General features: G+C 60.7%; 22 protein-coding genes. 8 read left to right on the plus strand and 14 right to left on the minus strand.

Annotated elements, in window-relative coordinates; genetic code table 11:
• Positions 1 to 386 precede the first annotated feature (386 nt).
• A complete protein-coding gene (locus LAQ73_RS12060) occupies positions 387 to 752 on the minus strand; it encodes a DUF7344 domain-containing protein (RefSeq protein ID WP_224268528.1) in 366 nt (121 codons plus the stop codon).
• A 1,212-nt stretch (positions 753 to 1,964) separates the two neighbouring features.
• Between LAQ73_RS12060 and LAQ73_RS12065 the strand changes: the two genes are divergently transcribed.
• Positions 1,965 to 2,918: a hypothetical protein gene (locus LAQ73_RS12065; RefSeq protein ID WP_224268529.1), complete on the plus strand. Its 954-nt coding sequence runs from the start codon at positions 1,965 to 1,967 to the stop codon at positions 2,916 to 2,918.
• Here LAQ73_RS12065 and LAQ73_RS12070 read toward each other — a convergent pair.
• Positions 2,908 to 5,544 carry a hypothetical protein gene (locus LAQ73_RS12070; protein ID WP_224268530.1) on the minus strand — a complete coding sequence of 879 codons (2,637 nt, stop codon included), beginning with the start codon at positions 5,542 to 5,544 and terminating at the stop codon, positions 2,908 to 2,910. The two genes, LAQ73_RS12065 and LAQ73_RS12070, sit on opposite strands and share 11 nt — an antisense overlap.
• A 404-nt stretch (positions 5,545 to 5,948) precedes the next feature.
• On the opposite strand from LAQ73_RS12070, the gene LAQ73_RS12075 reads away from it, so the two are divergent.
• Entirely contained in the window at positions 5,949 to 6,476 is a 528-nt protein-coding gene (locus LAQ73_RS12075; protein ID WP_224268531.1) for a type II toxin-antitoxin system MqsA family antitoxin, read from the plus strand.
• A 309-nt stretch (positions 6,477 to 6,785) separates the two neighbouring features.
• Here LAQ73_RS12075 and LAQ73_RS12080 read toward each other — a convergent pair whose 3' ends face one another.
• The gene (locus LAQ73_RS12080; RefSeq protein ID WP_224268532.1) at positions 6,786 to 7,553 is read right to left on the minus strand and encodes a uracil-DNA glycosylase family protein; all 768 of its coding nucleotides are present in this window, start codon (positions 7,551 to 7,553) and stop codon (positions 6,786 to 6,788) included.
• A 433-nt stretch (positions 7,554 to 7,986) separates the two neighbouring features.
• Between LAQ73_RS12080 and LAQ73_RS12085 the strand changes: the two genes are divergently transcribed.
• Both LAQ73_RS12085 and LAQ73_RS12090 read left to right on the plus strand, forming a co-directional pair.
• On the plus strand, positions 7,987 to 8,808 hold the full coding sequence (locus LAQ73_RS12085; protein WP_224268533.1) for a FixH family protein: 822 nt from the start codon (positions 7,987 to 7,989) through the stop codon (positions 8,806 to 8,808).
• Between the two features lie 252 nt (positions 8,809 to 9,060).
• Positions 9,061 to 9,702, plus strand: a complete 642-nt coding sequence (locus tag LAQ73_RS12090; RefSeq protein ID WP_224268534.1) for a GNAT family N-acetyltransferase — start codon at positions 9,061 to 9,063, stop codon at positions 9,700 to 9,702.
• 27 nt (positions 9,703 to 9,729) lie between these two features.
• On the opposite strand, the gene LAQ73_RS12095 is transcribed toward LAQ73_RS12090, so the two are convergent.
• Complete coding sequence (locus LAQ73_RS12095; RefSeq protein ID WP_224268535.1) at positions 9,730 to 10,908, minus strand: metal-dependent hydrolase family protein; 1,179 nt, start codon at positions 10,906 to 10,908, stop codon at positions 9,730 to 9,732.
• 126 nt (positions 10,909 to 11,034) lie between these two features.
• Between LAQ73_RS12095 and LAQ73_RS12100 the strand changes: the two genes are divergently transcribed.
• Positions 11,035 to 11,631 (plus strand): DUF7978 family protein, encoded by a 597-nt coding sequence (locus LAQ73_RS12100; protein WP_224268536.1) that lies wholly within the window; start codon positions 11,035 to 11,037, stop codon positions 11,629 to 11,631.
• Here LAQ73_RS12100 and LAQ73_RS12105 read toward each other — a convergent pair.
• Positions 11,598 to 12,086 (minus strand): GNAT family N-acetyltransferase, encoded by a 489-nt coding sequence (locus LAQ73_RS12105; RefSeq protein ID WP_224268537.1) that lies wholly within the window; start codon positions 12,084 to 12,086, stop codon positions 11,598 to 11,600. The two genes, LAQ73_RS12100 and LAQ73_RS12105, sit on opposite strands and share 34 nt — an antisense overlap.
• A gap of 38 nt (positions 12,087 to 12,124) precedes the next feature.
• The gene (locus LAQ73_RS12110) at positions 12,125 to 12,763 is read right to left on the minus strand and encodes a metal-dependent hydrolase (RefSeq protein WP_224268538.1); all 639 of its coding nucleotides are present in this window, start codon (positions 12,761 to 12,763) and stop codon (positions 12,125 to 12,127) included.
• A gap of 201 nt (positions 12,764 to 12,964) precedes the next feature.
• Here LAQ73_RS12110 and LAQ73_RS12115 point away from each other — a divergent pair, with 201 nt between their 5' ends.
• Complete coding sequence (locus LAQ73_RS12115; protein WP_224268539.1) at positions 12,965 to 13,672, plus strand: helix-turn-helix domain-containing protein; 708 nt, start codon at positions 12,965 to 12,967, stop codon at positions 13,670 to 13,672.
• An 18-nt stretch (positions 13,673 to 13,690) separates the two neighbouring features.
• Here the strand turns inward: LAQ73_RS12115 and LAQ73_RS12120 are convergent, their stop codons facing one another.
• From LAQ73_RS12120 to LAQ73_RS12155, 8 genes are all read right to left on the minus strand, one after another.
• Positions 13,691 to 13,921 (minus strand): hypothetical protein, encoded by a 231-nt coding sequence (locus LAQ73_RS12120; RefSeq protein ID WP_224268540.1) that lies wholly within the window; start codon positions 13,919 to 13,921, stop codon positions 13,691 to 13,693.
• A gap of 67 nt (positions 13,922 to 13,988) precedes the next feature.
• A complete protein-coding gene (locus LAQ73_RS12125; RefSeq protein WP_224268541.1) occupies positions 13,989 to 14,363 on the minus strand; it encodes a thioredoxin family protein in 375 nt (124 codons plus the stop codon).
• A 108-nt stretch (positions 14,364 to 14,471) separates the two neighbouring features.
• Positions 14,472 to 14,774, minus strand: a complete 303-nt coding sequence (locus LAQ73_RS12130) for a hypothetical protein (RefSeq protein ID WP_224268542.1) — start codon at positions 14,772 to 14,774, stop codon at positions 14,472 to 14,474.
• Positions 14,775 to 14,857: 83 nt separating this feature from the next.
• Entirely contained in the window at positions 14,858 to 16,195 is a 1,338-nt protein-coding gene (gene hmgB, locus LAQ73_RS12135; protein WP_224268543.1) for a hydroxymethylglutaryl-CoA synthase, read from the minus strand.
• A gap of 93 nt (positions 16,196 to 16,288) precedes the next feature.
• Positions 16,289 to 18,025, minus strand: coding sequence for an Ig-like domain-containing protein (locus LAQ73_RS12140; RefSeq protein ID WP_224268544.1), 1,737 nt, complete (start codon positions 18,023 to 18,025; stop codon positions 16,289 to 16,291).
• Positions 18,026 to 18,090: 65 nt separating this feature from the next.
• Positions 18,091 to 18,669, minus strand: a complete 579-nt coding sequence (locus LAQ73_RS12145) for a DUF2150 family protein (protein WP_224268545.1) — start codon at positions 18,667 to 18,669, stop codon at positions 18,091 to 18,093.
• Between the two features lie 235 nt (positions 18,670 to 18,904).
• Entirely contained in the window at positions 18,905 to 19,750 is an 846-nt protein-coding gene (locus LAQ73_RS12150) for a TatD family hydrolase (protein WP_224268546.1), read from the minus strand.
• 81 nt (positions 19,751 to 19,831) lie between these two features.
• Positions 19,832 to 20,284 carry an NYN domain-containing protein gene (locus LAQ73_RS12155; RefSeq protein ID WP_224268547.1) on the minus strand — a complete coding sequence of 151 codons (453 nt, stop codon included), beginning with the start codon at positions 20,282 to 20,284 and terminating at the stop codon, positions 19,832 to 19,834.
• Positions 20,285 to 20,442: 158 nt separating this feature from the next.
• Here LAQ73_RS12155 and LAQ73_RS12160 point away from each other — a divergent pair, with 158 nt between their 5' ends.
• Entirely contained in the window at positions 20,443 to 22,035 is a 1,593-nt protein-coding gene (locus LAQ73_RS12160) for a S8 family serine peptidase (RefSeq protein ID WP_224268548.1), read from the plus strand.
• 216 nt (positions 22,036 to 22,251) lie between these two features.
• On the plus strand, positions 22,252 to 23,601 hold the full coding sequence (locus LAQ73_RS12165) for a DEAD/DEAH box helicase family protein (RefSeq protein ID WP_224268549.1): 1,350 nt from the start codon (positions 22,252 to 22,254) through the stop codon (positions 23,599 to 23,601).
• The last annotated feature ends 12 nt before the right edge of the window (positions 23,602 to 23,613 follow it).

Consider the following 23,613-nt stretch of genomic DNA (forward strand, 5'->3'; position numbering starts at 1 on the left):
GCGTCTACTTATCAGTAGTTGGTAGTGCGGTTTTTATTGATAAACATCAGACAAAGTAGCCAACGCACGACATCCAATTCTTGGACCAAGTAATCGATGAGTGTATCGACATTCACGGTTGGGCTATGCATTTCCGTGAATGGCGTCCGCATATTGCGTCTCCCAGCGGATTCTCTCTCGACAAGAAAACAGAAGGGGTGACGGTGCCCCACGTTAATCTCGAGAATCTCCTTGCTTACCGAGCAGCACTCCAGCGTATCGATGATGGCCAATCAAAACATCGAGTCGTAAACGAAACGGGATTGGACCGGCGCACCCTCGATAACTCTACAATCATCGATAACGTGCTCTACAGGTTCGACGAATCGACGTAAAGTCAGCAGGAACTAACGAAGGATGTGTTCGACGAAATTATCGACTTCGTAGACAGTATCAAGCGGGGCAAGTGGACGTACTGTCTTCTGACGTTCGTCGTAATCGATGAGGCCAGCTTTAGCCATCCGAGGGAGTTGCACTTGTATGCACGATATGTAGGCCGGTGTACGATCATCACCGATCGACGAAAGATAGTCCGCAATTTCTCCAGCATCTGTGGTCGACATGTCCATGTCCGCCAGATAGGCGATAATGACCCGACGACGTTCGTTCGCCAGAAGTGCGTAGGCTTCGGACGGGGATACTGATGGAGTAGTAGCCGAAGAAGTGTGGTTCGAGGGTCTGAGTACACTTATGAGGTGCTTGAGCAGATGCATCGTGAATCTCTATCTGCATCTGCTCAAGGGACTAGAATAAAGCCAAGGACCAGCACCAGTCATTACCCCCTCCTCGCCTTAACAGACTCATCAGTAGCAGATATACCTACTAGTTTGTGTTTGTGCTAAGTACGGCTAGGCTTCCCCAAAACGTGATAGAGTACTGTTTTGTGTGAGTCTAGCTATATCCTGTGGCTGATTATAGACTTGAAATGACTGAATGGGTCGATATCCACCCGACGGTTAACCTAGACCCGCTAGTAGAACGAAAGAACGAGTCACACCATCACTGGGCTATCAAAGCAGCAATTGTCAGCATTCTACGGTCCAATCCAGAGCTTGTTGGCGAGATTGAGACGGAGCGAAAAACGGGAGAACGAATCGCTGACATCCGGTGTTGCCTTTCGGATTCGCCACCGGACTTTCCTCGACGCTTTGCAATCGAAATTGAAACGCCGGCATCGAACAAGGACCGATTCCAAGCGACCAGAGACCATCTCGTCTATGGACACTCTGTCTATTGGGTATTCACGGTTGATGCAATAGAGAATCGACGAACTACCGAGAATCTACTGAGTGAGTATCTATCGTCTCCACCATCACTAGGTGTTGCAGCACTCTCTGACGGTGAGCTTTCACTTGGATCCCCGATTACGTGGGACGATTTTGCGTATGAACCGCCGTGGTTGGCGCGATCTGAGATTTACATCCCAACGTATGATCGATACAAGGATTGGTACTGTCACGGTGACTTTAGATTCGATGACGAGCGAGTTTCGATAATCCGCAAACCGCGACGCAAGGAGCTTTACATCAGCCGATACACTAAGGGTGGTCAGCAGACGCTACCCCAACCTTCCGCTCTGTCGATGGAAGAGCTACTGCAACGTATCGACGATGGCACCATCGAACGAGAATCACCAGTGCGAGGCCCACCCTGAGAGGAAATCTGTCAAACCGAAAACGTTCTCGTCGTCCGAGTATATATGTCTACAACAATTGCCGACACAACGTGACAAAACCTCTTTGAGAGGTACTTCCAGCACAAACACCCGTTACTTGACAAGCTGTATGATTAGAGTTTGGCACTTACAGCTTGGGTAGCTGGTGCTGTATCTCGCTGAATTATCTCGTAAGCTTCGCCCCTGCTGTATGGTCTAAAACCAACTATTCTACAATGAATTTATACATTTCTAGCACGCAATTTACAGCATGGCTAATCACAGAAACAACTTCGATAAGCCCAATCAACACGAACTAACCCTCCTACGGAAAATTGAGCAAGACGCCCAAGTAGGGCTGTGGAACGTCCGAAAAAAGCATCTCCGCGAACTCTACAGGCTCAGTAAGGCGGAACATGACGTGTTAGAGAGAATGGCGACACTAGAGACACCCGACTGGACAACTACCTACCATGGTCAAGTGCATCACTTGCTTGAGGGACACACATGGTTGCGAAAGAAGAGTGGTGTCGACTTTGAATCTCTCCAAGATCGAGGGCTCTTAGAACGGCCTCGAGTTGACGGCAAACCACGGCAGAGGATCTATCATCGAGAATTCTGGAATTTGACGAGCGAAGCCCGAGACTTACTAGATACTGCAAAGGTCGGGGAAGGAATTGGTGACCTCAATGAGTCGGTAGTTCATAGTATTGGTGTTGCTCTAACATGCCTTTACGCAAAGCATGTGATAGAACCAGAGGTCGATGTTACCTACACACTTGATACATATGCCCCAGAGATGGGTGTGGTCTATGATTTGCTGACACGGGACGCTGATAGTGGCGATATTTTGGCAAGTGCCGAAGTTGAAACAACAGTACCTGCATACTCCCGACTACGCGACGAAGCAACTAAACTCGCATATCAGCCTGGGCCAACTATTTGGGTTGCTCCGAACCGTGATGTGCTCGTCCGAATCATGAATACACTTCGTGAATTAGGCCTTCTCACCCTTCCCCGTCCTCTACCACGGACTTTAGCCTTAACATCATCCGACTCTGTTCGTGGTATACGCGAACGGATTCATATGGCGGTGAGCGAAAGTGACGCTGAACTTGACTTCGTCTCTGATGTTGCAACATACGAATTTCTAGCTAACGAATTGAAGAAGGTTCGTCCAGAGTTCTTCTACACTAATACTCAGTCAGCATCTTTCACCCAATAACCACAGTTCTCGTTGGTGTGGACCGTATGTATTGGCTCATCTGGTGCGCCTGTATTTGGGCTGAGAGAAGGTGCTGATACATAATCAGAGTCTGCCCCTTGCTCGGTGTTTGAGTGAGCGATTGGACATACCTCCTAGGCCACTGACCAGGGACACATGCCTCGTAGTAATGGGTCTTCGGCTCTACCAGCAGACCTGCATTCGCGAGCTGTCCTCGGTGGCGGTCGTACGATGAGTCAGAGATACCAGATGCAGCAAGGATTTCGGACCGTTTTATGGGTTCATCAGCCTCAAAGAGGGTCTTCATCATCTTCCGAGCTGCTGGCGATAGCCACGGATAGATTTTCTTCGGTGAAGTAGCTCCAATTCCCTGAATCAAGTATTCCGTTGTAAGTGGCTTACGTGACGGTGCAAGACGGTCAGCGGCGAGTAACGCTTCAGCAATATCAAAGGGAGAACACGTGAGTGTGGAGTGTAAAACGTCGGCAAAAGCATGCAGATAGAGTCGAATCACGGACTCAAGTGTGAGTTCATCAGATAGGCACCGGTTGGTTCGACGAAGCGTCGACTCTACAGTTCTCCGCAAGCCACTGATTGTATTCGCGCGGCAAATCTCGATGGGGATTCGAATACCCCTCTCGACACCAGTAGCAATTTGTTCTCGAATTGGGACCGATTGGAGTGCATCTGCGAGATCGTCCTCAAAGCCGGTGGCTCCGGGACCAATAATAACCCAATTGGTTGTGAGTTCTGCATCCTGGTCGTTTGCATCAATGTCGACAGGAAATCGGAAACTAAGTTTGTCACCATCTCTCTCAAGTAACATCCTATGGGCTGAGTTCCCTCGGTACACAGCGTTCTTCGGCACCGTCGTTTTCACGAAATCGATGAAGCGCTGGTACCGTCGGTCGTCACGTGTGAGTTGGTCAGTGTCGGGGACACGGATGTGAATAGTAACGTCAAGGTTAGCGGCATCATAGAGGCTCGTTGCCGAGGCTAATAGTCCGTGTGCTTCTGAACAAATCCACGCCCAGGTATCAGGGTCTCTATCGCGGTACCATAGACGTTGAAGTAAGGCATCACCAACACGTCCGTACCGGGCCTGGATATGGTCGTAGTCGGCGTCAGAGATCCAACCCATCTGACGTTCAAGTCGTAAGGTGTCGACGGCGGTGGAACTTGTGAGGAGTGGGTCGACACGAGAGGGAGTTATAATCTCATCGAATGCCCGAGTGCTTAGTAAGGTAGTTGCAATACGCACAAGGGTGGGTATGGGGCCTCCCCATTGGACGACCACGTGAACCTCCCCGCCAGAGAACCCAAGGTGAGTTTCGCGTCCATCGTCAAACTCCGTAATGCGATCATTCACGAGGGTCACACCACGCGCGTGGGTGCCAACAGCGAGTCGATTCACGAGGTCTTGCTCACTAAGCCAACACTCATCTGGCGATAGCTCGCTCGGTTGGGGACCCTGAGAAATAGTGCGTTTGCCATCGAGACTATCCTCGTAGGGTCGACCCTCCATAGTAGGATGCGGTCGACCGGTCCCACACACTATACCTGTATTCGATTGAGGGGGTCTGGTAAGGTGGTGGTCCAACCGTGCTTGCTGGGGGTGACGGACCCGCAAGTCGGTGGTCAGGAAGCTTTGTGCATAGCGTCCTTCTGGAGTTAGTGTAACGGAGTTACGGAGGCCATCGAGCGATTCAACTGCGATGAAACCGTGATCACGTTCAAGCTCGCGGTAGTAGCGGTCAATCGTACCATCGCTCAATTCGACTCTACTATCATTCTTCAAATCACGGAGTTCGATATACTCCCCCTCTTCGGAGGGTATCGCACCGAGTAACTGGAGTTTGCCGTCGCCAGGAGCGAATTCTCGAAGACGGTCATAGACCTTCTGGGGATCTACCTCCTCTGGATCCGACAAAGGGGCGGTGTTACTATGCTCGACTGTATTGTTGTTCTGAGTAAGGTGCTCCTCACACCAGGTCGGATGCCGATCTCGAATGAATTGCTCCAGCGTTGGTGCGACAACGAGATCAATATCACATACTGTTGCGAGGAGGGAGAACGTTCGGAGAGCCTCTTTGCGTTGGGACCGGCGTTCGCCCCGCCATCGAGACTCGTCGAGAGAGAGTGCTATTGAGGGCGTCTCTGAGCAGATCTGCAACAATCGAATGGGCCCCGGTGCGAGTTCATCAAAGCTGCTACTGGATTCATCAGTCCCAGTACCGATTCGTATTAGATTCGCAAGTGTGTCATTCTTCTCTGGCGCTGGCCACTCCTCAGGACAAAGATCGCCGAATTTCAGAGTGAACGAGGTCACTGCAAAAGCATACCACCCTCCGAGGGCAGTAACATCGTACTCCTCGTTGAGAATAACATCAACCATACCTGGTCTTTGTACTCTCAAAAGTCTAGAATCATGGCGAAATGAGACTTCTTTCACGGCTTTTGTCATCCATGGAAGCAGGTCCTTGAGTAGTGGTGGGAGGAACTCACGACGAGATGTGGACACTGCGGGAGAAATAACATTGTATTGTTCTGTTGAACTGAATGCAGAGGCAAACTGTATCGACCCTGAATCAGCAGATGCTGATGATTTGGCGCTCGGGGAGGGCATAATGTGGTTTACAGAAGCCTACCTCCGTATTTAACGGCTTGTCAGACAATACTCAGAAAAAGAACGGTTGTCCACCTTGCTTGACATCCACGACGTGCCCTTCGACTGGAATGGTGACCCCGACAAATCAATCCGGACCTACCCGAACGCACGAAAACAGTTCGGGGGCGGCCTACTATGAGGACGATAGCTGGATAAAACCGCTCCACTGACGGACGGGTAACTCCAACTCAGCAAGTTTTTTGACATTGATACTGACCGCGCGCCGTGGCTGGCGTACTAGAATGCTCTCTTGGTAGCAGCGTCTTTCGCTAAGGCCCATGACGTGGACTGTATCGAAGGTTATATCCTGACTTCGTTATTCCCCAAATCGTTTTAAGAGACTAATGCCGCTATAGAGTCAGATGACATCGGATTTAAAGAACCTGATTGCTACGAGTTCAGAAAAGGAACCTGAACCGGTGCGGTATCGTATGCAGTGTCCAGAATGTGGTTCAACCTGGGAGAGATCACGTGACTGCAAATTCGTAGAACAGACTCGCCAGGGTGTCCGTTTCTGTGCTCGTTGTGAGGAAAGCCTCATACTTACCAAGGACGCCAAGAGTATCCACCCGGAGTTCGTCGCTCAAATCATACCGGAGCTCAACCTGGATCAAAACGTTACAATCGGCGTTGATGAATACGGAACCCACCATGGAGATGTTGCCGAGAAGGAACAGTTCGACGACGGATACTACGTACTGGTTGTTGGCGATATCGTCCAGAAGGAGCACCCAAGCCCTCCTGACTGGGTCAACGTATTAGTCTCAGAGACAGAAGACGGGTGGCAAGCCGAAATCACAATCGAAGTGACGGTGCACGACGGAAACGGGAAATTCTTGGAAAAGTACGAGACAGACGCCACACTGACTGAGTTGTGTCCTACATCTTAATTCGTAGCTGATTGCCGCGCACGTGGAGCAGAGATGTAGACCTTGATGTGCGGTGCGTGTTCACTAAAACTACTTCCCGGAGAGCTATCGCGGATTCACGGTTTTTCTCAATGGGAAGTTGAGTTCCACGAACGGGAAAACAATGAGTAAGGCGCTCGCGTGGATGCGCATGTCAAAAGGGTCCGATGACGACATCGGCCTCGAAGACCAGCACGAACTGGTTCACGGACTCGCCAACGAATTCGACCCAGACCACGACACCTCGAAGCAGAGCTTGATGCGACCATCGATGAATAGCTCACGACACACCTATTCCGGGGTAGGGCCGACGATGCCATGCTGGTCGAGTTGCTCGCTGATTATCCGCCCTAGCTCCTCTATATAGTGGTTCTCTCCTTGCAACTCCATGTCGACGTGTTTGTAGTTGGAACCCAATCGGTTCCAGTGATACGATGGGATAACAGTGTATTCGCCAATCTTGCGTGGTTTTAGTGCAAATTCTTTCCCGAAATTGCCTGATGAGCTTTCTGAGAACACGTTGCAAAGTGCTTTCCAAGGTCGTTTTCCGGCAGTAACAATCACTTTGGGATTGACGAATTCAAGTTCGGGCTTGAGGTACTGATGACACGTGTTGTACGCTTGTGCGTTATTGTAAGCGGCCAACTTCCCCTTAGAACCAAATGTGTCATCATCAGCAGGTGCTTTGATGTCAGCGCATTTCTTCCCGTTCGTATAGTATATCTCTTCGTTGAGGGCCTGTTTAACGTTTGAATTGTACTGAGGGACCGATTCAAGCACAGGAATGAGGAATCGAGAAAACATCTTCCGACTGCGATCCACATTCCAATTGTCTAGGTCTATGTGGCGTTCTGGTCGGTTCTTGGCGGCGTCTGGCTCAACTGACTGAACCTTTCGATTTCCTCCAGGAGTGATTGCGATAAAAGCCAAGTCAGCATCTTTCGATCCGCCACCATAGAATGGTCGCCACCGGTGGTTTTGGTCGCGATTGGGGCATTCCTCACACGGTCCAGTACCCTCTAGGTAGTTTGACCAGATGTGTTCTACAACGTCTTGCATAGTCTCCACGAGAAGATTCTTTCACATATCTATTCTGGTATGTTAGCCTGAGACTGAATGGAACACCAACTTGATTACACGAGCATCAACTAGGTGACCAACCAGAAATCCTCTTCGCAGCGAGTGCATTGCCGTCGACCGACTTTCGAAGAAGTAACGGCAACACTAGCCGTGAATCTCTGCGGGAACGGCGCGCGCGAGCCGAGCGCCCCAGATTTGGTGCTAGGAGAGACGACTTTTACACCCGTACATCGGGATACTACCCGGGTATTTCAACATCATGCTCCGTCCAATCCATTACTCGGACAGAGGCGAGTGCCGCGTTTAGTGGTTCCGGAGCGTCGGCCAGCGCGTCTCACTTTCCCCCGGCGACGGCGTTTCGGCCTCGAACGGTTCGACGGCCCGACTGTGTCGTGCGGGAGTACGAAGCGGTATGGCATCCTCTCTGGACTACCCCCACATGGAGGACCACTCGACACACGACCACGGCGAATCGTCGCCGGAGACGACCGAACCCGTCCGAGGATACGCACCGAACGGACACGCCGCGCCGGGCGGGTTGGCCGTCGCGGCGAACGGAGTTCGACTCGACCCCGCAGAGACCCGCTTCACCCCGGGAACGAGCGCCGGGTGGACGTTCCGCATCGTCGACGACGACGGGGCGGTCGTCACCGACTTCGAGGAGGCGCACGGCGAGCGGAGCCACCTCGTCGTCGTCGGGCGGGATCTGACTCGGTTCCAGCATCTCCACCCGGAACTGAAGTCGGACGGCACGTGGCGCGTCGACGACTTTGCACTTCCCGACCCGGGAGTGTACCGGGCGTTCGTCGACATCGTTGTGGGCGGGCAGCCGACGACGCTCGGGTTCGACCTCTTCGCGTCGGGACCAGGAACCGAAACGGTCGCCGAACGGCCCGACTCCTCGCGCCGGGCGACCGCAGACGGGTACGACGTCGAACTGCTCACCGACGAGGTTGCGGCCCGAGAATCGAGTCGGCTGACGTTCGAGGTTCGGCGTGACGGCGACCCCGTCTCGAAACTGGAGGAGTACCTCGGCGCGCTCGGTCACCTCGTCGCGCTCCGCGAAGGCGACCTCGCGTACCTGCACGTTCACCCGGAGGAGACGGAGCCTGGGGGCGGCCGCGTCGCGTTCCACGCACGGTTTCCGACGCCCGGGCGGTACCGATTGTTCCTCCAGACGAGGCCGGAAGGAGAGTTGGTGACGACGGCGTTCGACGTTCGTATCCGTCGGTAATCGTCGAACCGACGGCCCGTTTCCCGCCCGGAAGGAGGCGCGCAGACGGAGCGTTGAACGACGGGCGATGCGGACGTTCTACGTTTCGTTCTGTTCGCCGGCGTCGTCGGGACCGACTGACACACCCGAGCAAACCTTTTTGTCCTCTGACGTGACTCCGGAGTATGTTCCCCGAGACGGTCGAGACCGAACGGCTCCGTCTGGAGCGCCTCGGTCCCGACACGGTCGACACGCCGGAGGTACGCGTCAGCGATGAGTAGCGACCTCTTTCCGACGGTCATCGAGACGGAACGCCTCCGACTCGAACCCAGAACGCCCGACTACGTCGACGTACACGAACTGTACCGCATCTGCTCGTCGTCGCCGGAGATGGGCGAAGTCACTCGGTATCTGCCGTGGTCGCCGCACGAAACGCCGAAGGAGACGTTCGACTTCCTGCGCCGGGGGCGGCAGCAGCGCGAGAACCACGAGATGGCCGACTACGTCGTCCGCCTCCGCGAGGGCGAAGACGGGGCGGGCGAACTCGCCGGGTTCGGTGGCTTGACCCTCCAGTGGGACCGCCGCAGCGCCGAACTCGGTCTCTGGCTCCGCAGGCGCTTCTGGGGTCGCGGCTACTCCGGCGAGCGCGCGGCGGCGCTGCTCGAACTCGCGTTCGAGCGTCTGGACCTCGAACTCGTCCGCGTCGCTCACGACCCAGAGAACGAAAAGTCACGGCTCGCCATCGAGAAGTACATCGGCAGATTCGGCGGCCAGCGCGACGGCACGTTCCGCAACGCGGCGGTCGGGATGGACGGCAGCGTCGTCGACCAGACGCACTACACAGTGACGCAGACACAGTGGCGGGAGGCGACGACCGGCGAACGGACGGCGACGATGCGATGGGGCGACGGCTGAATCTGCTCGGTCGGCGCGACTGCCGACTTACTCCGCCGGCGGCAGCGACCCGGCGACGACCCCGCCGCCTTTCAGCACCGCCTCCGGGTTGTTGAGGCGCGTCACGTCGTCGGTGGGGTCGCCGTCGACGACGAGCAGGTCCGCGTCGGTGCCGGGTTCGAGCGTCCCCGACCCCTCCAGCCCGACTACGTCGGCGGCCGTCTCGGTCATCGCCCGAATGGCCTCCGTCTCGGTCATGCCGTACTCGGCCATGAACGAGATTTCGGTCGCGTTCGACCCGTGGGCGTTGAACGGCGTCCCGGCGTCGGTGCCGCCGGCGATTTTCACACCCGCTTCGACGGCCCGGCGGTACGAGTCGATGTGACGCTCGTACACGTCGCGCGTCTTTCTGGCGCTCTCCTCGGTCGCCATCTCCGTGTTGCGGATGATGTGGTACGGCGCGGAGAGCGTCGGCACGAGCGTCACGTCCTCGGCGACGAGCATCTCGATGGCCTCGTCGTCCAGGAACGTGCCGTGTTCGACCGTGTCGACCCCCGCTTCGACGGCGGCTTTGACGCCCTCACCGCCGTGGGCGTGCGTCGCCGCGTGGACGCCGCGGCGGTGCGCCTCGTCGACGAGCGCGTGCAGTTCCTCGTCGGTCATCGCCACCGCGTCGGGGTCGCTGCCGGGGGTCGTCACCCCGCCGGTGGTCATGAACTTGATGAACTCGGCCCCTCGTTTGACCTGCTCGCGGACCGCCTGCCGGGCGTCGTCGGGGCCGTCTATCTCCCGGCCGAGATGGTGGCCGTGGCCGCCGGTGATGGTGATGGAGCGGCAGTTTGCGACCATCCGCGGGCCGGACACGTCGCCGTTTTCGACGGCGCGTTTCACCACGGTGTCGACGTCGCGTGCGCCCATCGCGCGGACGCCCGTCACGCCGGATTCGAGCGTCTTTCGGGCGTTTCGGGCCTCGACCAGCGCGAGTTCCGCGTCGCTCATGCCGACGACCTCCTCGACGCTCACCTCCCCCGAGAGCGAGAAGTGAACGTGCGCGTCGACCAGCCCCGGCAGCACCGTACGACCCGGCAGCGAGATGACCGGTTCGTCCGCGTCGGCGTCGGCCTCCGCGTCGCCGACGGCACGTATCTCTCCCGCGTCGACGTCGACGCGGATCGACCCTTCACGGGACTCTCCTCGGTCGAACAACAGCACGTCTCGAAGAATCATCGTCACCCCTTAACGGCGGCGTAGGTTTGAACGTGTCTTTCTACGGTATGTGTTCCCGCACGACACATATTGACGACGTATCAGGTGGCCAGAAAGCACTTTTGACCCCGCCAGTTCCGAGTGGATATGACAGAGGCGGACAGCGGCCGGTTCGGTGCTCTCGCCGTTGCGGGGGGTGCCCTCGCCGGGGCCGCCGCGTACGCGTTCGGCTACGCGGTGACGTACGCGCTCACGAGTTCGGAGATTCGAGACTCCGGCGCACAGCAGCTTCTGGAGCTGTTCACCGGCGAATCGGCCACCTGGAAAGCCGTCGGCTGGGTGTTCTACAACGCCCACTTCGTCGACACGCAGATACCCGGACTGTTCGGCGTGTCGCGCGCGATCAACTTCGTGGCGGAAGTCGAAGCGTTCCCGTCCGTGCTGTACGTCCTGCCGCCGGTGTTGCTCCTGCTCGCGGGCGTCGGCGTCGCGCGGTCGGCCGGCGTCACGGACGCGGCGGACGGAGCGAAAGCGGGCGCGGCGGTGCTTCTCGGCTACTTCGCGCTCTCGGTCGCCGGTGCGTTCGTCTTCGCCGTCCCGGTCGGTCAGACGGCGACAGCCGAACCGGACTTCGTCGCCGCCGTACTCGTCGCCGGCGTCGTCTACCCCGCCGTCTTCGGTACGCTCGGCGGGGTCGTCGCCGGAACGGTTCAGAGCTCTCGGGCGACCATCTCGCCCCAGTGAGTGAAACCGAATCGCTCGTAGAACGCCTGCGCCCGCCCGTTCTCGCCGTCGACGTCGAGCACCATCCGGTCGAGCGGCAGGTCCTGCGCCCGCGCCGCGTCGAGCGCTGCTTCCAGTAACTCGTCGGCGACGCCCGTCCCGCGGTGATCGGGGGCGACGTAAATCTCGTTGAGCACGGCGGCGTCCCAGATCATCGACAGCGACGCCGGGAGGACGAACGCGTAACCGACCAGTTCACCCTCGTCGCTCTCGGCGACGTGAATCGCGCGTTCGTCCTCTTCGACGCAACGCCCGACCCACTCGCGGTAGTTCTCGCGGTAGTCGTCGGTGAGCTTCGCCTCGTACCTCTCGCGCTTGTCGTCGCCGCCGGTGCCGTCGCCGAGTCCGAGTTCGAAACCGCGTTTCAGTCGCCACAGTGCACTGTACTCCTCGGTCGCGTACGGTCGAATCTCCATGCCGAGGAGTCGACCAGCGACGGTATCAGTGGTTCGAGTCAGTGGTTTCGGCGGCTTCGTCCGTTCTCTCGCAAGCGCGTTCCGACGACGACGGCGCTCACGAGCACGAGCATCAACTGCGTGCCCGAGGAGACGACCGGGAAGACGCGCTCGACGTTCTCGGGTTCCGCGCCGGGGGAGGGGTCGACGCCCGTCCGGTAGTGACGCGTCTCCGTCGTCGCCCTCGGTTCCTCGGGCGCGAACTCGGCGAACGTCTGCACGACGCCCCGCTGATTCGAGAGGTACAGGTGGCCGTTTATCGAGTAGAAGCCGTCGTACAGCGGATAGAACGCGTTGATACCGTTCGTGAACAGGTCGGGACAGATGCCGCCGAGCGTGAGCGACCCGAGCGCGGCCCACCCGAGGCGAACGCCGCGGCCGCCGAACCAGTCGCGGAGCCGAGAGCGTCCACGGAGGCGCGTATCGTAGACGAGCACACCGCCCAGAAGCGCCGGCAGCAACAGCGTGTGGAGCAGCGAGCGATGCGCACCCGCCAGGACGAACCCGAAGAACGTGTCGAGGTCGGGAATCGCGGCGGCGACGAGGACGACGGCGAGCGCGCGGCGGTCGAGCTCGTCGCCGAGGAGCGCAACCCCGACGAGCGCGCCGAGAGCGAGGTGGACGACGGTCGATGGCACGTCCGGAGGTGGCAGAGCGAGCGTATGTACGTTGCGCCGCCGTCGGCGCGTCGGTGCAGTGATCAGCGCATCGGTGCGGTGGTCGGCACGTCGAGGCCGCGGTCGGACTCGTCATTCGTCGAACCCCCCTTTCGATACCCTTTTGTCCGGTCGCCGACCCACACCGCCTATGTGGCAGTCCGTCCGCGGAGGGCTTCGCCGATGACCGAAACGCCGAGAGAGGACCTCGCGCGCCGAATCGCCGGCGAAGTGACGCTCAGCGGCGAGCCCGGAGCGACGCTCCGCAAGTGGCGAACAGACTTCGACGTCTCGCAGACCGAACTCGCGGCGCAGTTGGACGTCTCCTCGTCGGTCATCTCCGACTACGAGAGCGGCCGCCGCGAGAGTCCGGGCATCGGCGTCATCCGGCGGATGGTCAACTCGCTGCTCGACATCGACGAACAGCGCGGCGGCGGGCGGATACGTCAGTACGCTCGCGTTCTCTCGGCGGGGTTCGAGAGCGACATCGTCCACGACCTCCGGGAGTACTCCACGACGATTCCGCTGGACCGCCTCTACGGAGCGATGGACGCGACCGAACTCGTCCGCGGCGACGACGACACGGTCAGCGGACACACCGTCATCGACAGCATCCAAGCGATTACGCGTCTCTCCTCCGACGAGTTCTATCGCCTCTACGGGCAGAGCACGAACCGAGCGCTCGTCTTCACCGGCGTCACTCGCGGGGAATCACCGCTGGTGGCGATGCGCGTCGTCAACCCGACGCCGAACGCCGTCGTCCTCCACGGCGTCGAGGAGGCCGACCTCTGGGAGCACGCCCCGGCGCTGGCGCGCATCGACGGCTTCTCGCTCGCCGTCTCGAACCGCGACCTCGACGAGATGCTCGACGACCTGCGCGAGCTGCCGTAGCCCGCGCTGCTCTCGGCTTCAGTACCGACGCCGTCGCTCGGTCTCCGCCGGGTCGGTGTCGATGTGGTGTATCGCCTCCGGCGAGAGCAATCGGCCGCTCGGGAGTTCGACCCACCCGGTCGCCAGCAGACGAAGCCGACCCTCGTGTAGCACCGTCTCCTGCTCGAAATCGGCGTAGACGACGGCGTCTCGGTACTCGCGTTCGAACAGGTCGGTGAACAGCTCCCAGAGCGAAGCGGTCGGAATCATGCAGCGAGGTCACGTCGACTGACAAAAAGCGTAGCGTCCCCACCGTTTTCGTCGGGCCGACTGTCGTTCACTCGACCGTAATCGCCCGACTGCTGTGTTCTTCGACGAACCCGACTATCGCGTCGGTCCCCTGAAAGCCCTCCGCGAGTCGCCCGACGAGCTCGCCGTCCTCGAACAGCAGCAGCGTCGGGACGCTTCGGATGTCGAATCGCGCGACGAGGTCGAGGTCGTCGCGGGGGTTCAGCATCGCCACCGTGACGTCGGTGGCGCGGGCGACGTTGCCGACGACGGGTTCGATGGACTGACAGAGCGTACAGCCCTTCGTGTAGAAGTCGACGAGCGCGAGGTCCTCCGCGGCGACGAGGCGGTCGAGTTCCTCGCCGGAGGAGAGCCGAATCGGTCTGCGTCGCTGCGCGTCGGCGTCAACGGAGTCTGCGGTCACGCCTTTCGATACTTGTCGTGCGGTAAAAGCGGTTGCGCGGTTCGGTCGGCGGGTCGCACGGCTGCCGGGAACCTGACCGACTCCCGATTCGTCGGCCGGTCGCCGCTCTCACCCGAACAGCGACTTGTTCCGAGCGGCCTGGATGGCGTATGCGGTTCCCAGAGCCGCCACCCCGAAGAACACCTCGGTGTACCCCGATGGCGTCGGGTTCGGTAGCAACGACCACGCGAAGATGCCGAGACTGAACAGGACGACGAGCCAGACGCGCCACTGGCCGAGAAGTCGCCTTCCGAACCCGGCGTCGTTCGACTCCTCTTTCACCCTCCCGGTACCAGCGTCGGCGTCAGCGCCGGTGTCCGTCTCCCCAGTCCCCGCGTCCGCGTCGGTTTCGGTGTCGGTGTGAAGGGACATCTGTTCCCACCGACCGAATCTATGCTATCGAATGGCATAGGCTCGGGGCAGGAATACGAAAGCGTTTGAATCGGGTCGGGAAGTTACTCGATGTAGTCGTACTTCCGCTCGTTCATCCGTCCCCACCCGGTGAAGACGAACTCGTCGGACGGCGCGGTGAACTCCTCGACTTCGATCTCTTTCATCTGGTTGTGAACGTCGTGGACCTGCTCGTACTCGCTGTAGCTGAGTTCGTAGCGGCGTTCGAGTTGGTCGTTGACGTTGAGCGCACGTATCTCGTCCAACCAGCCCTCGCAGACGGTCTCGGCGTGAATCTCGGCCTGCGCGCCGGAGCCGTACGACCCGACGAGCAGCCGGTCGCCTTCGAGCGTCCGCCCCGCCTCGGCGGCGTTTTTCAGGGCACTGATGCGAGCGATATGTACCGACCCGGTGTACCAGTTTCCGACCTGCTCAGAGATAGCGAGCGTCGGTTCGATGGCGCGGGCGTACCACTCGCGGTACTCTTCGGTCTCCTTCAGCGTGCCCATGTAGTCGCGGATGGCCGACTCGTACTCCTCCCACGACTCGAAGTCGGCCTCGCGGGGCTGGCGGCCGATCTCGTCTGTCATCGCGTCCTCGACGTCGGTGCCGCGGGTCATGTGGCGGTAGCCGAGCAGCGCCGCCTTCCGGACCATCCCGGGGAACGGCGTGTGGAACGGAATGTACTCGAAATCGTCGGGGTGGGTGTCGCCCGCGACGCTCTCGTAATCTTCGAGCGCCTCGCGCATCCGGGCGAGGTACACCTGCACCGAGCGCTTGCCGTCGACGCTCGGGAACTGCTGGTTCGGCTTCAGGAAGTCAGTCTCGTCGGCGCTGCCGTAGCCCTGCTCGGTCGAGAGTTCGACGAGGTCGGGGTCCTCGGAGATGAGCATCGCCACCGCGCCCGCACCCTGCGTCGCCTCGCCGGGGTCGCCGCGCTCGTACAGCGCGGTGTCCGTGGCGATGACGAGCGCCGAGCGCCCGCGGTTGCGACCCGCCTTAATCCAGTTGTACGCGTCGTCGAGACTCTGCGTTCCGGCGATGCAGGCGAACTTCCGTTCACCCTTGTTCGCGTGGTGGAAGTCCTCGTCGTACAGTTGTTCGAGGCAGCCGGCGATGTACGTCGAGACGGGCTTGGAGTTGTCGAAGGCGCTCTCGGTGGCCACGTCGATGCGACCGATATCGTCGGGGGTGAGGCCGCGGCGCTCCATCAGGCGCTTGGCCGCGTTCGCGCCCATTGTGACGATGTCCTCGTACACGTCGGGGAACGAGGAGGCCGCGAGGCCGATACCCTTCGTGTACTTCTCGGGGTCTTCGCCCTTCACCGGGGCGAACGTTCCGGGAAGGTCGAGGACGAGCTTTCCCGTCCAGATTTCGACGGCGTCGATACCGACTGCGGTCATGGATGAGGGATAATGAACGTTGGTATATGGGCTTGTCGATGGGTGGTTCGTCGTGTGTCGAAACGGGGACGGATGCTTCGGCTCCGAACGCGATTAGCCGCTTTGGTTCGGTGATTTGGTCGGGCTCTGACCCGGATACTGGGTGTCAGCGTCGTCGATGGCTCCACCGGCGGTGTAAGTCACACCGCTGTCGCCGTCGACGATAGCCGACTGTATCGTGATACTACCGCCCGCATCGAGCGTGACTTCGCCTTTGTTGCTCGCCCAAAGCTCGGCGTCGCTCGCGCTGATGCTCCCACCGGCTGTCATCGATATGTCTCCCTGGTTCTGCGTGGAGATCGTCGCCTCACGAGCGTCGATATCTTCGCCCGCTTCGATACGGACGTCGGCGTTGGAGCCCGTCGTTTCGAGCGAGGCACCGAAGACGACGACGTCCTCGACGGCGGTGATGCTGATTGTCTCCCCGTTCCCGCTGGCGGTCGCCGTGAGGTCGGGTTCGACGTAGACGTTCTTCGCGTTGAAGTCGATAGTGTCGGTCCGAAGGTCGCTTCCGTCTTCGATGTACAGGTCCACCGTCTCGTCGTCGAACTGTCCGTCGCTCACGTCGACGGACTCGTCCGGGTCCTTCTGCCCATTCTCGTTGGCGTCCTGCCACGCCGACCCGCTGCCGTCGTCCCCGCTGCTGCTACCGTCGACCACGCTCAAGTCGAATCTCACTCGCTCCTGGTCGCTATCACCGTATCCCACGGTGACTTCGACATCGTCGTTGTTCTCCGGAGCCTCGTAGACGACGGTGACGCGTCCCTCCGAGCCCGTCGTCGTCCCCTCCGGCGTACTGACGCTCCCACCGCCGGACGTTACCTCGGGGTCGACGTCGACGCCGCTCACCGGATTCCCGAATCGGTCGCGTACCTCGACGGTGAGCCGCTGCGTCGCTCCGCTCTGCACGGTCGCTCCATCGCCCTCGATGTCGATTACGTAGGCTCTCGTCTCCTCAGCCACGCCCGACCCCACGCCGACCCTCGCCATCCGAAGCGAGTACGTTTCGTCGCCTTCGAGCGTAATCGTCAGGACGCCCTCAGTGACACTGACGTCCGCGACGTACCCCTCGTCTTCGAGGAGCGCCTCCCACTGTTCCTGGGAGAGTCTCGTCGCCAACGAGATTCGAATCGGCTCCCCGTCGCTCGTCACCGTCGTCGTCCGCGTCGAAGCGCTCACCGGCCGCACGTCGAGCGGTTCCGTCCCGGTTCGTTCCGTCGACAACTCTCCGTCGAGCGACACCAACGAAATTCGTCGTCCGTCGATAAGCGTCTGCTCGCTCCGCGGAAGCGTCGCTCCATTGTCGAAGCGGTTGTACAGCACCGAGTTCTCGTACACCGTCGTCGGCGGGTTCTGGTACCGGGTGTAGTCGGGCGTGTACTCCAGCGACCGCGTCTCGAACGCTCGGGGGTCCTCGCCCGTCCAGTAGTCTGCCGTCTCGGTATCGATGGCTCGCGCGTTTCTGATCACGATACCGTCGGCGACGCTCTCTGTGGTCGAGAGACGTCCGCTCGCCGGCGGCGGGTTGACGAACAACACCCGGTTCGGATACCGTGCCCCGAGAGAGACCGAAACCGGCTGCGTCGTCCCGGTGCCCGCGCTCTGCAGAATCGCGTTTCTGGCGTCCAGCAGATCCGCCTGGACGCGCTGGTTGTGGTCGAACTCGACCTGCTCGTTGTCCGCCGGGACGACCTGGGCCTGATACATCGACAGCGAGAGTATCAGCACACCGAACAGGAGGATGAAACCCACCTGGACGGTGACCGCACGTTGGTCGTCCCGGAAGTTCATGGACGGGACAAGTCGTCGAGGCAGTAAAAGTTACTGCTACGGCGACTGTCCGTTCGTCGAAAACGTCACTCGTCGTCTTCGACGACTTCGGGGTCGCTCATCGCGCTTTGGAGGCTGTCGAGACCGTTGACCCACTCGGAAACGAGACCGTACTCCAGCTCCTCGGCGACCGACATGTCGAGTTCTTCGCCGTCGATGACGTGCGTGCCCGCCTGGACGAGATACCCGAGGGCGGCGTCGAGATCGTCTTCGGCCTCGGCGTCGGCGGCGGCGAGGACGTACTCGTCGACGGGTGCGTCGCCGACGGTGCCGCTGTTGACGTACTCCTCGGCGGCGTAGAAGACGCAGACGAGGCTCGTCTGGACGCCGTCGATGAGCATCAACTTCTCCTCGTCTTCGAGCGACGGTTCCGAGAGGACGATATCACGAATCTTCGCGAGTTCGTCGAGCGCTCGTTGCTCGTCGAGCGCGTTGTCCTCGTACGCGGAGACGATTTTGGCGACGGCGATAGCCGCGTCGTCCTGCAGGTTCAACAGCAGACGTGCGGAGTCTTCGTTCTCGGGGTCCAACTCCTCCTCTTCGACGCGGGTCAGCCAGTTTTGCCACCGTTCCTCCGTGTAGAACGTTTCCTCGGGGTCAACCATATTTCACCCGAACGCTGCAGTACTCAAATGCCTTTCTTCTCACCGGACACAACGTGTGAACGCCTCACTCGGTGGTGACGCGAGGCCGAATTCCGCCGACCGAACGGCGTCTGACGTACCGCTTCCGACGCGGAAGATTAAATATATCGATAGTTACGAGCGAACACAGTTCCCGTTCGACTACTGCCGGTCGTCGAGCGTCGCCTCGATAACCGGTCGAGCGTCGCCTCGGTAATCAGTCGAGCGTCGCCTCAGTGTCGATACCGTAGACGCGCCTCGGCGTCTCGACGTGCGCGTTCCGCATCGCGTCCTCGTATCCCTCCTCCAGCAGCCAGCGGACGCGACGCGGAACCGTCTTCGGTCCCAACACAGCGCCCGGCCGGTCCGGATCGTCGACGAAGTCCGTCTCCATCAGGAACGGGTCGCCGGCCTCGACGGCGACGCGCAGTCGGTCCTTCTCGCTCATCACGCTCGGGGTCGGGCCGCGGAGCGTCCCGCCGGCGTAGTGTTTGACAACCATCTCGGCCGGGAGGCCACGCGCTTCGGCCCACTCCGCTATCTCGGAGAGGTCCTCGCTGGCCTCGGTGTGTAGTTGGACCGCGCAGTCGTGTTCCGCGCCGAGCGAGAGCGCGTGCTTCAGCACGTCGTTGGAGGCGTTCCAGACCGCGTCGGACACCTCGTAGTGGGGGCGACCCGACTTCAGCGCCAGCGCACGCCCCTCGGCGACGAACTCGGCGGCGACGTCGAGGCCGGCGCACATCAGGTCTCGTGCGTCCTCGGGCGCGAAGCCACGCTCGTCGGTGAGACGGGTAACGAGACCTGGGTGAACGCCGAGCACCGGCCACGCGCGTCCGTCGAGCGCCTCGTTCGCTTCGGCGACTGCGCCGAGCGTCTCCTCGAAGACGGCGCGAAAGTCCTCGCCCGTCTCGGATTCGACGCCGAGATGCCACGACGGTTTGTTGACGACGAGCAGATGGGTGCCGCCGAGGCGCGCGAACTCCTCGACGGCCTCGATACCGCGACCGCGCCGGGGGTCGAGGTGAAGGTGGTTGTCCAAAACTGGCGTATCGAGTTCGTCCATGGTCGTCGTCGGAGCGAGAGCGGGAAAAATCTGGCCGACTCGTCCGGCCGTATTCGGCCGTATTCGACGGTCGGCGCGGACTTACTCGCCGAGGGTAATGCTTTCGGTCGCCGAATTTCGGAGCGCGTCCGAACGTCCGTGCGTGCCCGGCGCGATGGCGAGCGTCCGAATACCCTGCGAGTTCGCCATCTCCAAGACGGGTTTGAAATCCGTGTCACGCGAGGCGATAGCCAACGTACCCATGCTCTCTTCGACGGCGAAGCGCGTCGCGTCGACGGCGAGTTTCACGTCTACGTCGCCGCTCGTGACGATCACCTCGTACCCGCGGGCCTCCGCTGCCTGAATCAGTCCCGGCGTCGCGTGCTCGTCGAGATACAAGCGTGTCGTGACGAGACGCCCCGCGCCCTCCGCCGCCTCCCGCACGTCGTCCAAATCGACATCGAACTCCTCGCGCAGGATGTTCGGCCCGTCGACGAACAGCGCGACGCCTCTGTCGCACCCCGACTCGTCCGTGAGCCGACCGAGCAACTCCATGTGGTCGAATTTTATCGAGAAAATATATGCGTGCTGATTCTCGTAGCCCCGTTTGTACGGCTATCCTCGTCGAGAATGTTTCCCGAAAATCGGATTTATCTAGATTTGATAGTAGGGAAAATAATTAAGTAATTCGGACAATACATTCAGTCGCAGCTATGTCAGAAGAAGACACTCTGTCGTGGAAGCGTCGTGGATTCCTGAAGACGACCGGTGCGCTCGGCCTCATCGGCCTGAGCGGTGTGAGTGCAGCGACGCCGGGTCGCTCTCCGGGCCCGAAGGAGGACGAGATCCTCGTCGGCGTCTCGAAGACCGCAGACAGTCCGCGAGCGGAAGTCGAGAAGGCCGTGCCGGGCAACGCCCGCGTCGTTCACGAGAACAAGGCACTGAGCTACGTCGCCGTCAAGTTCCCGTCGGACGCGTCCGACGTCGCCCGCGAGAACTTCATCGAGGCGGTCACCAAGCGCGAGAACGTCAAGTACGCCGAGAACAACGAGACGCTCGAAGCGCTGTATACGCCGTCGGACGAGCGGTACTCCGACCAGTACGCGCCCCAGCAGGTCAACGCCGACGTGGCGTGGGACACGACGCTCGGGAGCTCCGACGTCACTATCGCCGTCATCGACCAGGGCGTCAAGTACGACCACCCGGACCTCGCCGGCCAGTTCGGCTCGAACAAAGGCTACGACTTCGTCGACGACGACTCGGATCCGTACCCGGACGTCCTCGCCGACGAGTACCACGGCACCCACGTCGCCGGTATCGCGGCGGCGACGACGGACAACGGCGAGGGCATGGCGGGCATCAGCAACTCCACGCTGCTGTCGGGGCGCGCGCTCTCCGAGGAGGGCAGCGGGTCGACCGCCGACATCGCCGACGCCGTCCAGTGGGCCGCAGACCAGGGTGCGGACGTCATCAACCTCTCGCTCGGCGGTGGCGGCTACACGAACACGATGAAAAACGCCGTCTCGTACGCCCACAACGCCGGGTCGCTCATCGTCGCGGCCGCGGGTAACGACTACGGGTCGTCCGTCTCGTACCCGGCGGCGTACAGCGAGTGTCTCGCGGTTTCGGCGCTCGACGAGGACGAATCGCTGGCGTCGTATTCGAACGTCGGTCCCGAGATCGAGCTCGCCGCTCCCGGTACGAACGTCCTCTCGACGTGGACGACGAGCACCGAGTACGACCGTATCTCCGGTACGTCGATGGCGACGCCCGTCGTCTCCGGCGTCGCCGGGCTGACGCTCGCCGCCTACAGCCTCACGAACGAGGAACTCCGCACGCACCTCAAGAACACGGCCGTCGACGTCGGCCTCTCCAGCGACGAACAGGGCAGCGGCCGCGTCGACGCCGGCAACGCCGTCACGACCGAACCCGGCAGCGGCGACGGCGGCGACGGCGGCGATGGCGGCGACGACGGTGGCAGCGGCGACTCCACCTCGGCGTCGGTCACCGACTCGCTCAGCGGATACTGGGACTCGAAGTGCTGGAGCTACGGCTTCTCCTACAGCAACCCGTCGAAAGTCGTCGTCGAACTCTCCGGTCCGTCGGACGCGGACTTCGACCTCTACGTCAACGAGGGCTCCGGGTCGTGCCCGTCGACGAGCAGCTACGACTACCGCTCGTGGACGACCGACAGCCAGGAGACAATCACCATCGACAACCCCGACGACTCCGCGGACCTGATGGTACTCGTCGACTCCTACAGCGGCAGCGGCGACTACACGCTCACCATCACCGAGTACCAGTAACTCGCTACGCGGTCGCCTCCGAGCCGTCAGTCATCACTCACCTTCGGTCCCTGCTCTCGCCGTCCCGGTTGTCTTCTCTCACCTGGCGCGTCTGAGGCCATCTGCTTCGCTTCGTCGACTCCCTCGAACGGCGGCGCCGAGATTCTCCGCACCGTGTGAAATTTCTACAATTTGTAGAACGCGTGAGTTCATACGCCTCGCTCCCGTGTAGGTGTTATGCGCCTTCGATATGCCGACGGAACCGTCCGAGTCGAGGGGCCGATGGAGACGGTCGAGGGGTCGACGGAGACGGTCGCGGATGTGGGTGTCTCGTTCGACGTCGACGGAGGACGTTTCGACGCGCTGCACTACCGGACGTTCCGGGACTCGCTTCGAGCGGCGAACGTCGAGTTCGACGACGACGTACTCGACCCGGTTGCGGGTCCGGAGCTCTCCTGTTCGCTCTCGCTTCGCCCCTACCAGAGTGCGGCGCTGCGTCGCTGGCGGAGCGACGAACGCGGGGTGGTCGTCCTCCCGACCGGTGCCGGCAAGACCTACGTCGGCATGGCGGCCGTCGACGCCGTCGGCGGGCCGACGCTCGTCGTCGTCCCGACGCTCGAACTCGTCGACCAGTGGCGCGACGAACTCGCGCGCTTCGGTGTTCCGGTCGGCGAGTTCACCGGCCGCGCGAAGGCGCTCGAACCGATTACGGTGACGACGTACGACTCGGCGCACACCCACGCCGGCCGCCTCGGCAACCGTTTCGAGTTCGTGCTGTTCGACGAGGTCCACCACCTCGCCGCCGAGAAATACCAGGAGATCGCCGAGCGGATGGCCGCACCCGCCCGGATGGGGTTGACCGCGACGTACGAGCGCGACGACGAGAGACACACCCGACTCACTCGACTACTGGGCGGGAAAGTGTACGAGATACAGACCGACGACCTCACCGGCGAGTACCTCTCGACGTACACCGTCGAGCGGATCACGGTCGAACTGTCGCCCGACGAGCGCGAGACGTACGACGAACACGCCGCGGTGTTTCGCAACTACGTCGCCTTCAGCAGCGTCTCGCTCGACGGGCCGGACGGCTACCGAAAGCTGGTCATCAGAAGCGGCAACGACCCGCGGGCGTGGCGAGCGATTCGCGCCAAGGAGACGTCGCGGAAAATCGCGTTCAACGCCGAGTCGAAACTGGATGAACTCGCTTCACTCCTCCGTGAGTGCCGCGAGAACGGCGACCGAGTCGTCGTCTTCACCCGCTACAACGACCTCGTCCACGTCGTCGCCGACCGGTTTCTGATTCCGTCTATCACCTACAAGACGCCGACCGACGAACGTCGCGCGATTCTCTCGGGTTTCAAATCCGGCCGTTACGACGCCGTCGTCAGTTCGCAGGTGCTCGACGAGGGCGTCGACGTGCCCGACGCGAACGTCGGCATCATCCTCAGCGGCACGGGGAGCGAACGCGAGTACCGCCAGCGACTCGGCCGCATCCTCCGCCCCTCCGAGAAGTCCGCCCGCCTCTACGAACTCGTCTCCGCCGACACCGGCGAGGTTCGCACTGCCGACCGCCGCCGCGCTTGACTCACCCTTCGA

Origin of the sequence: Haloprofundus salinisoli, assembly GCF_020097815.1 — an archaeon.
GTDB classification, from domain to species: domain Archaea; phylum Halobacteriota; class Halobacteria; order Halobacteriales; family Haloferacaceae; genus Haloprofundus; species Haloprofundus salinisoli.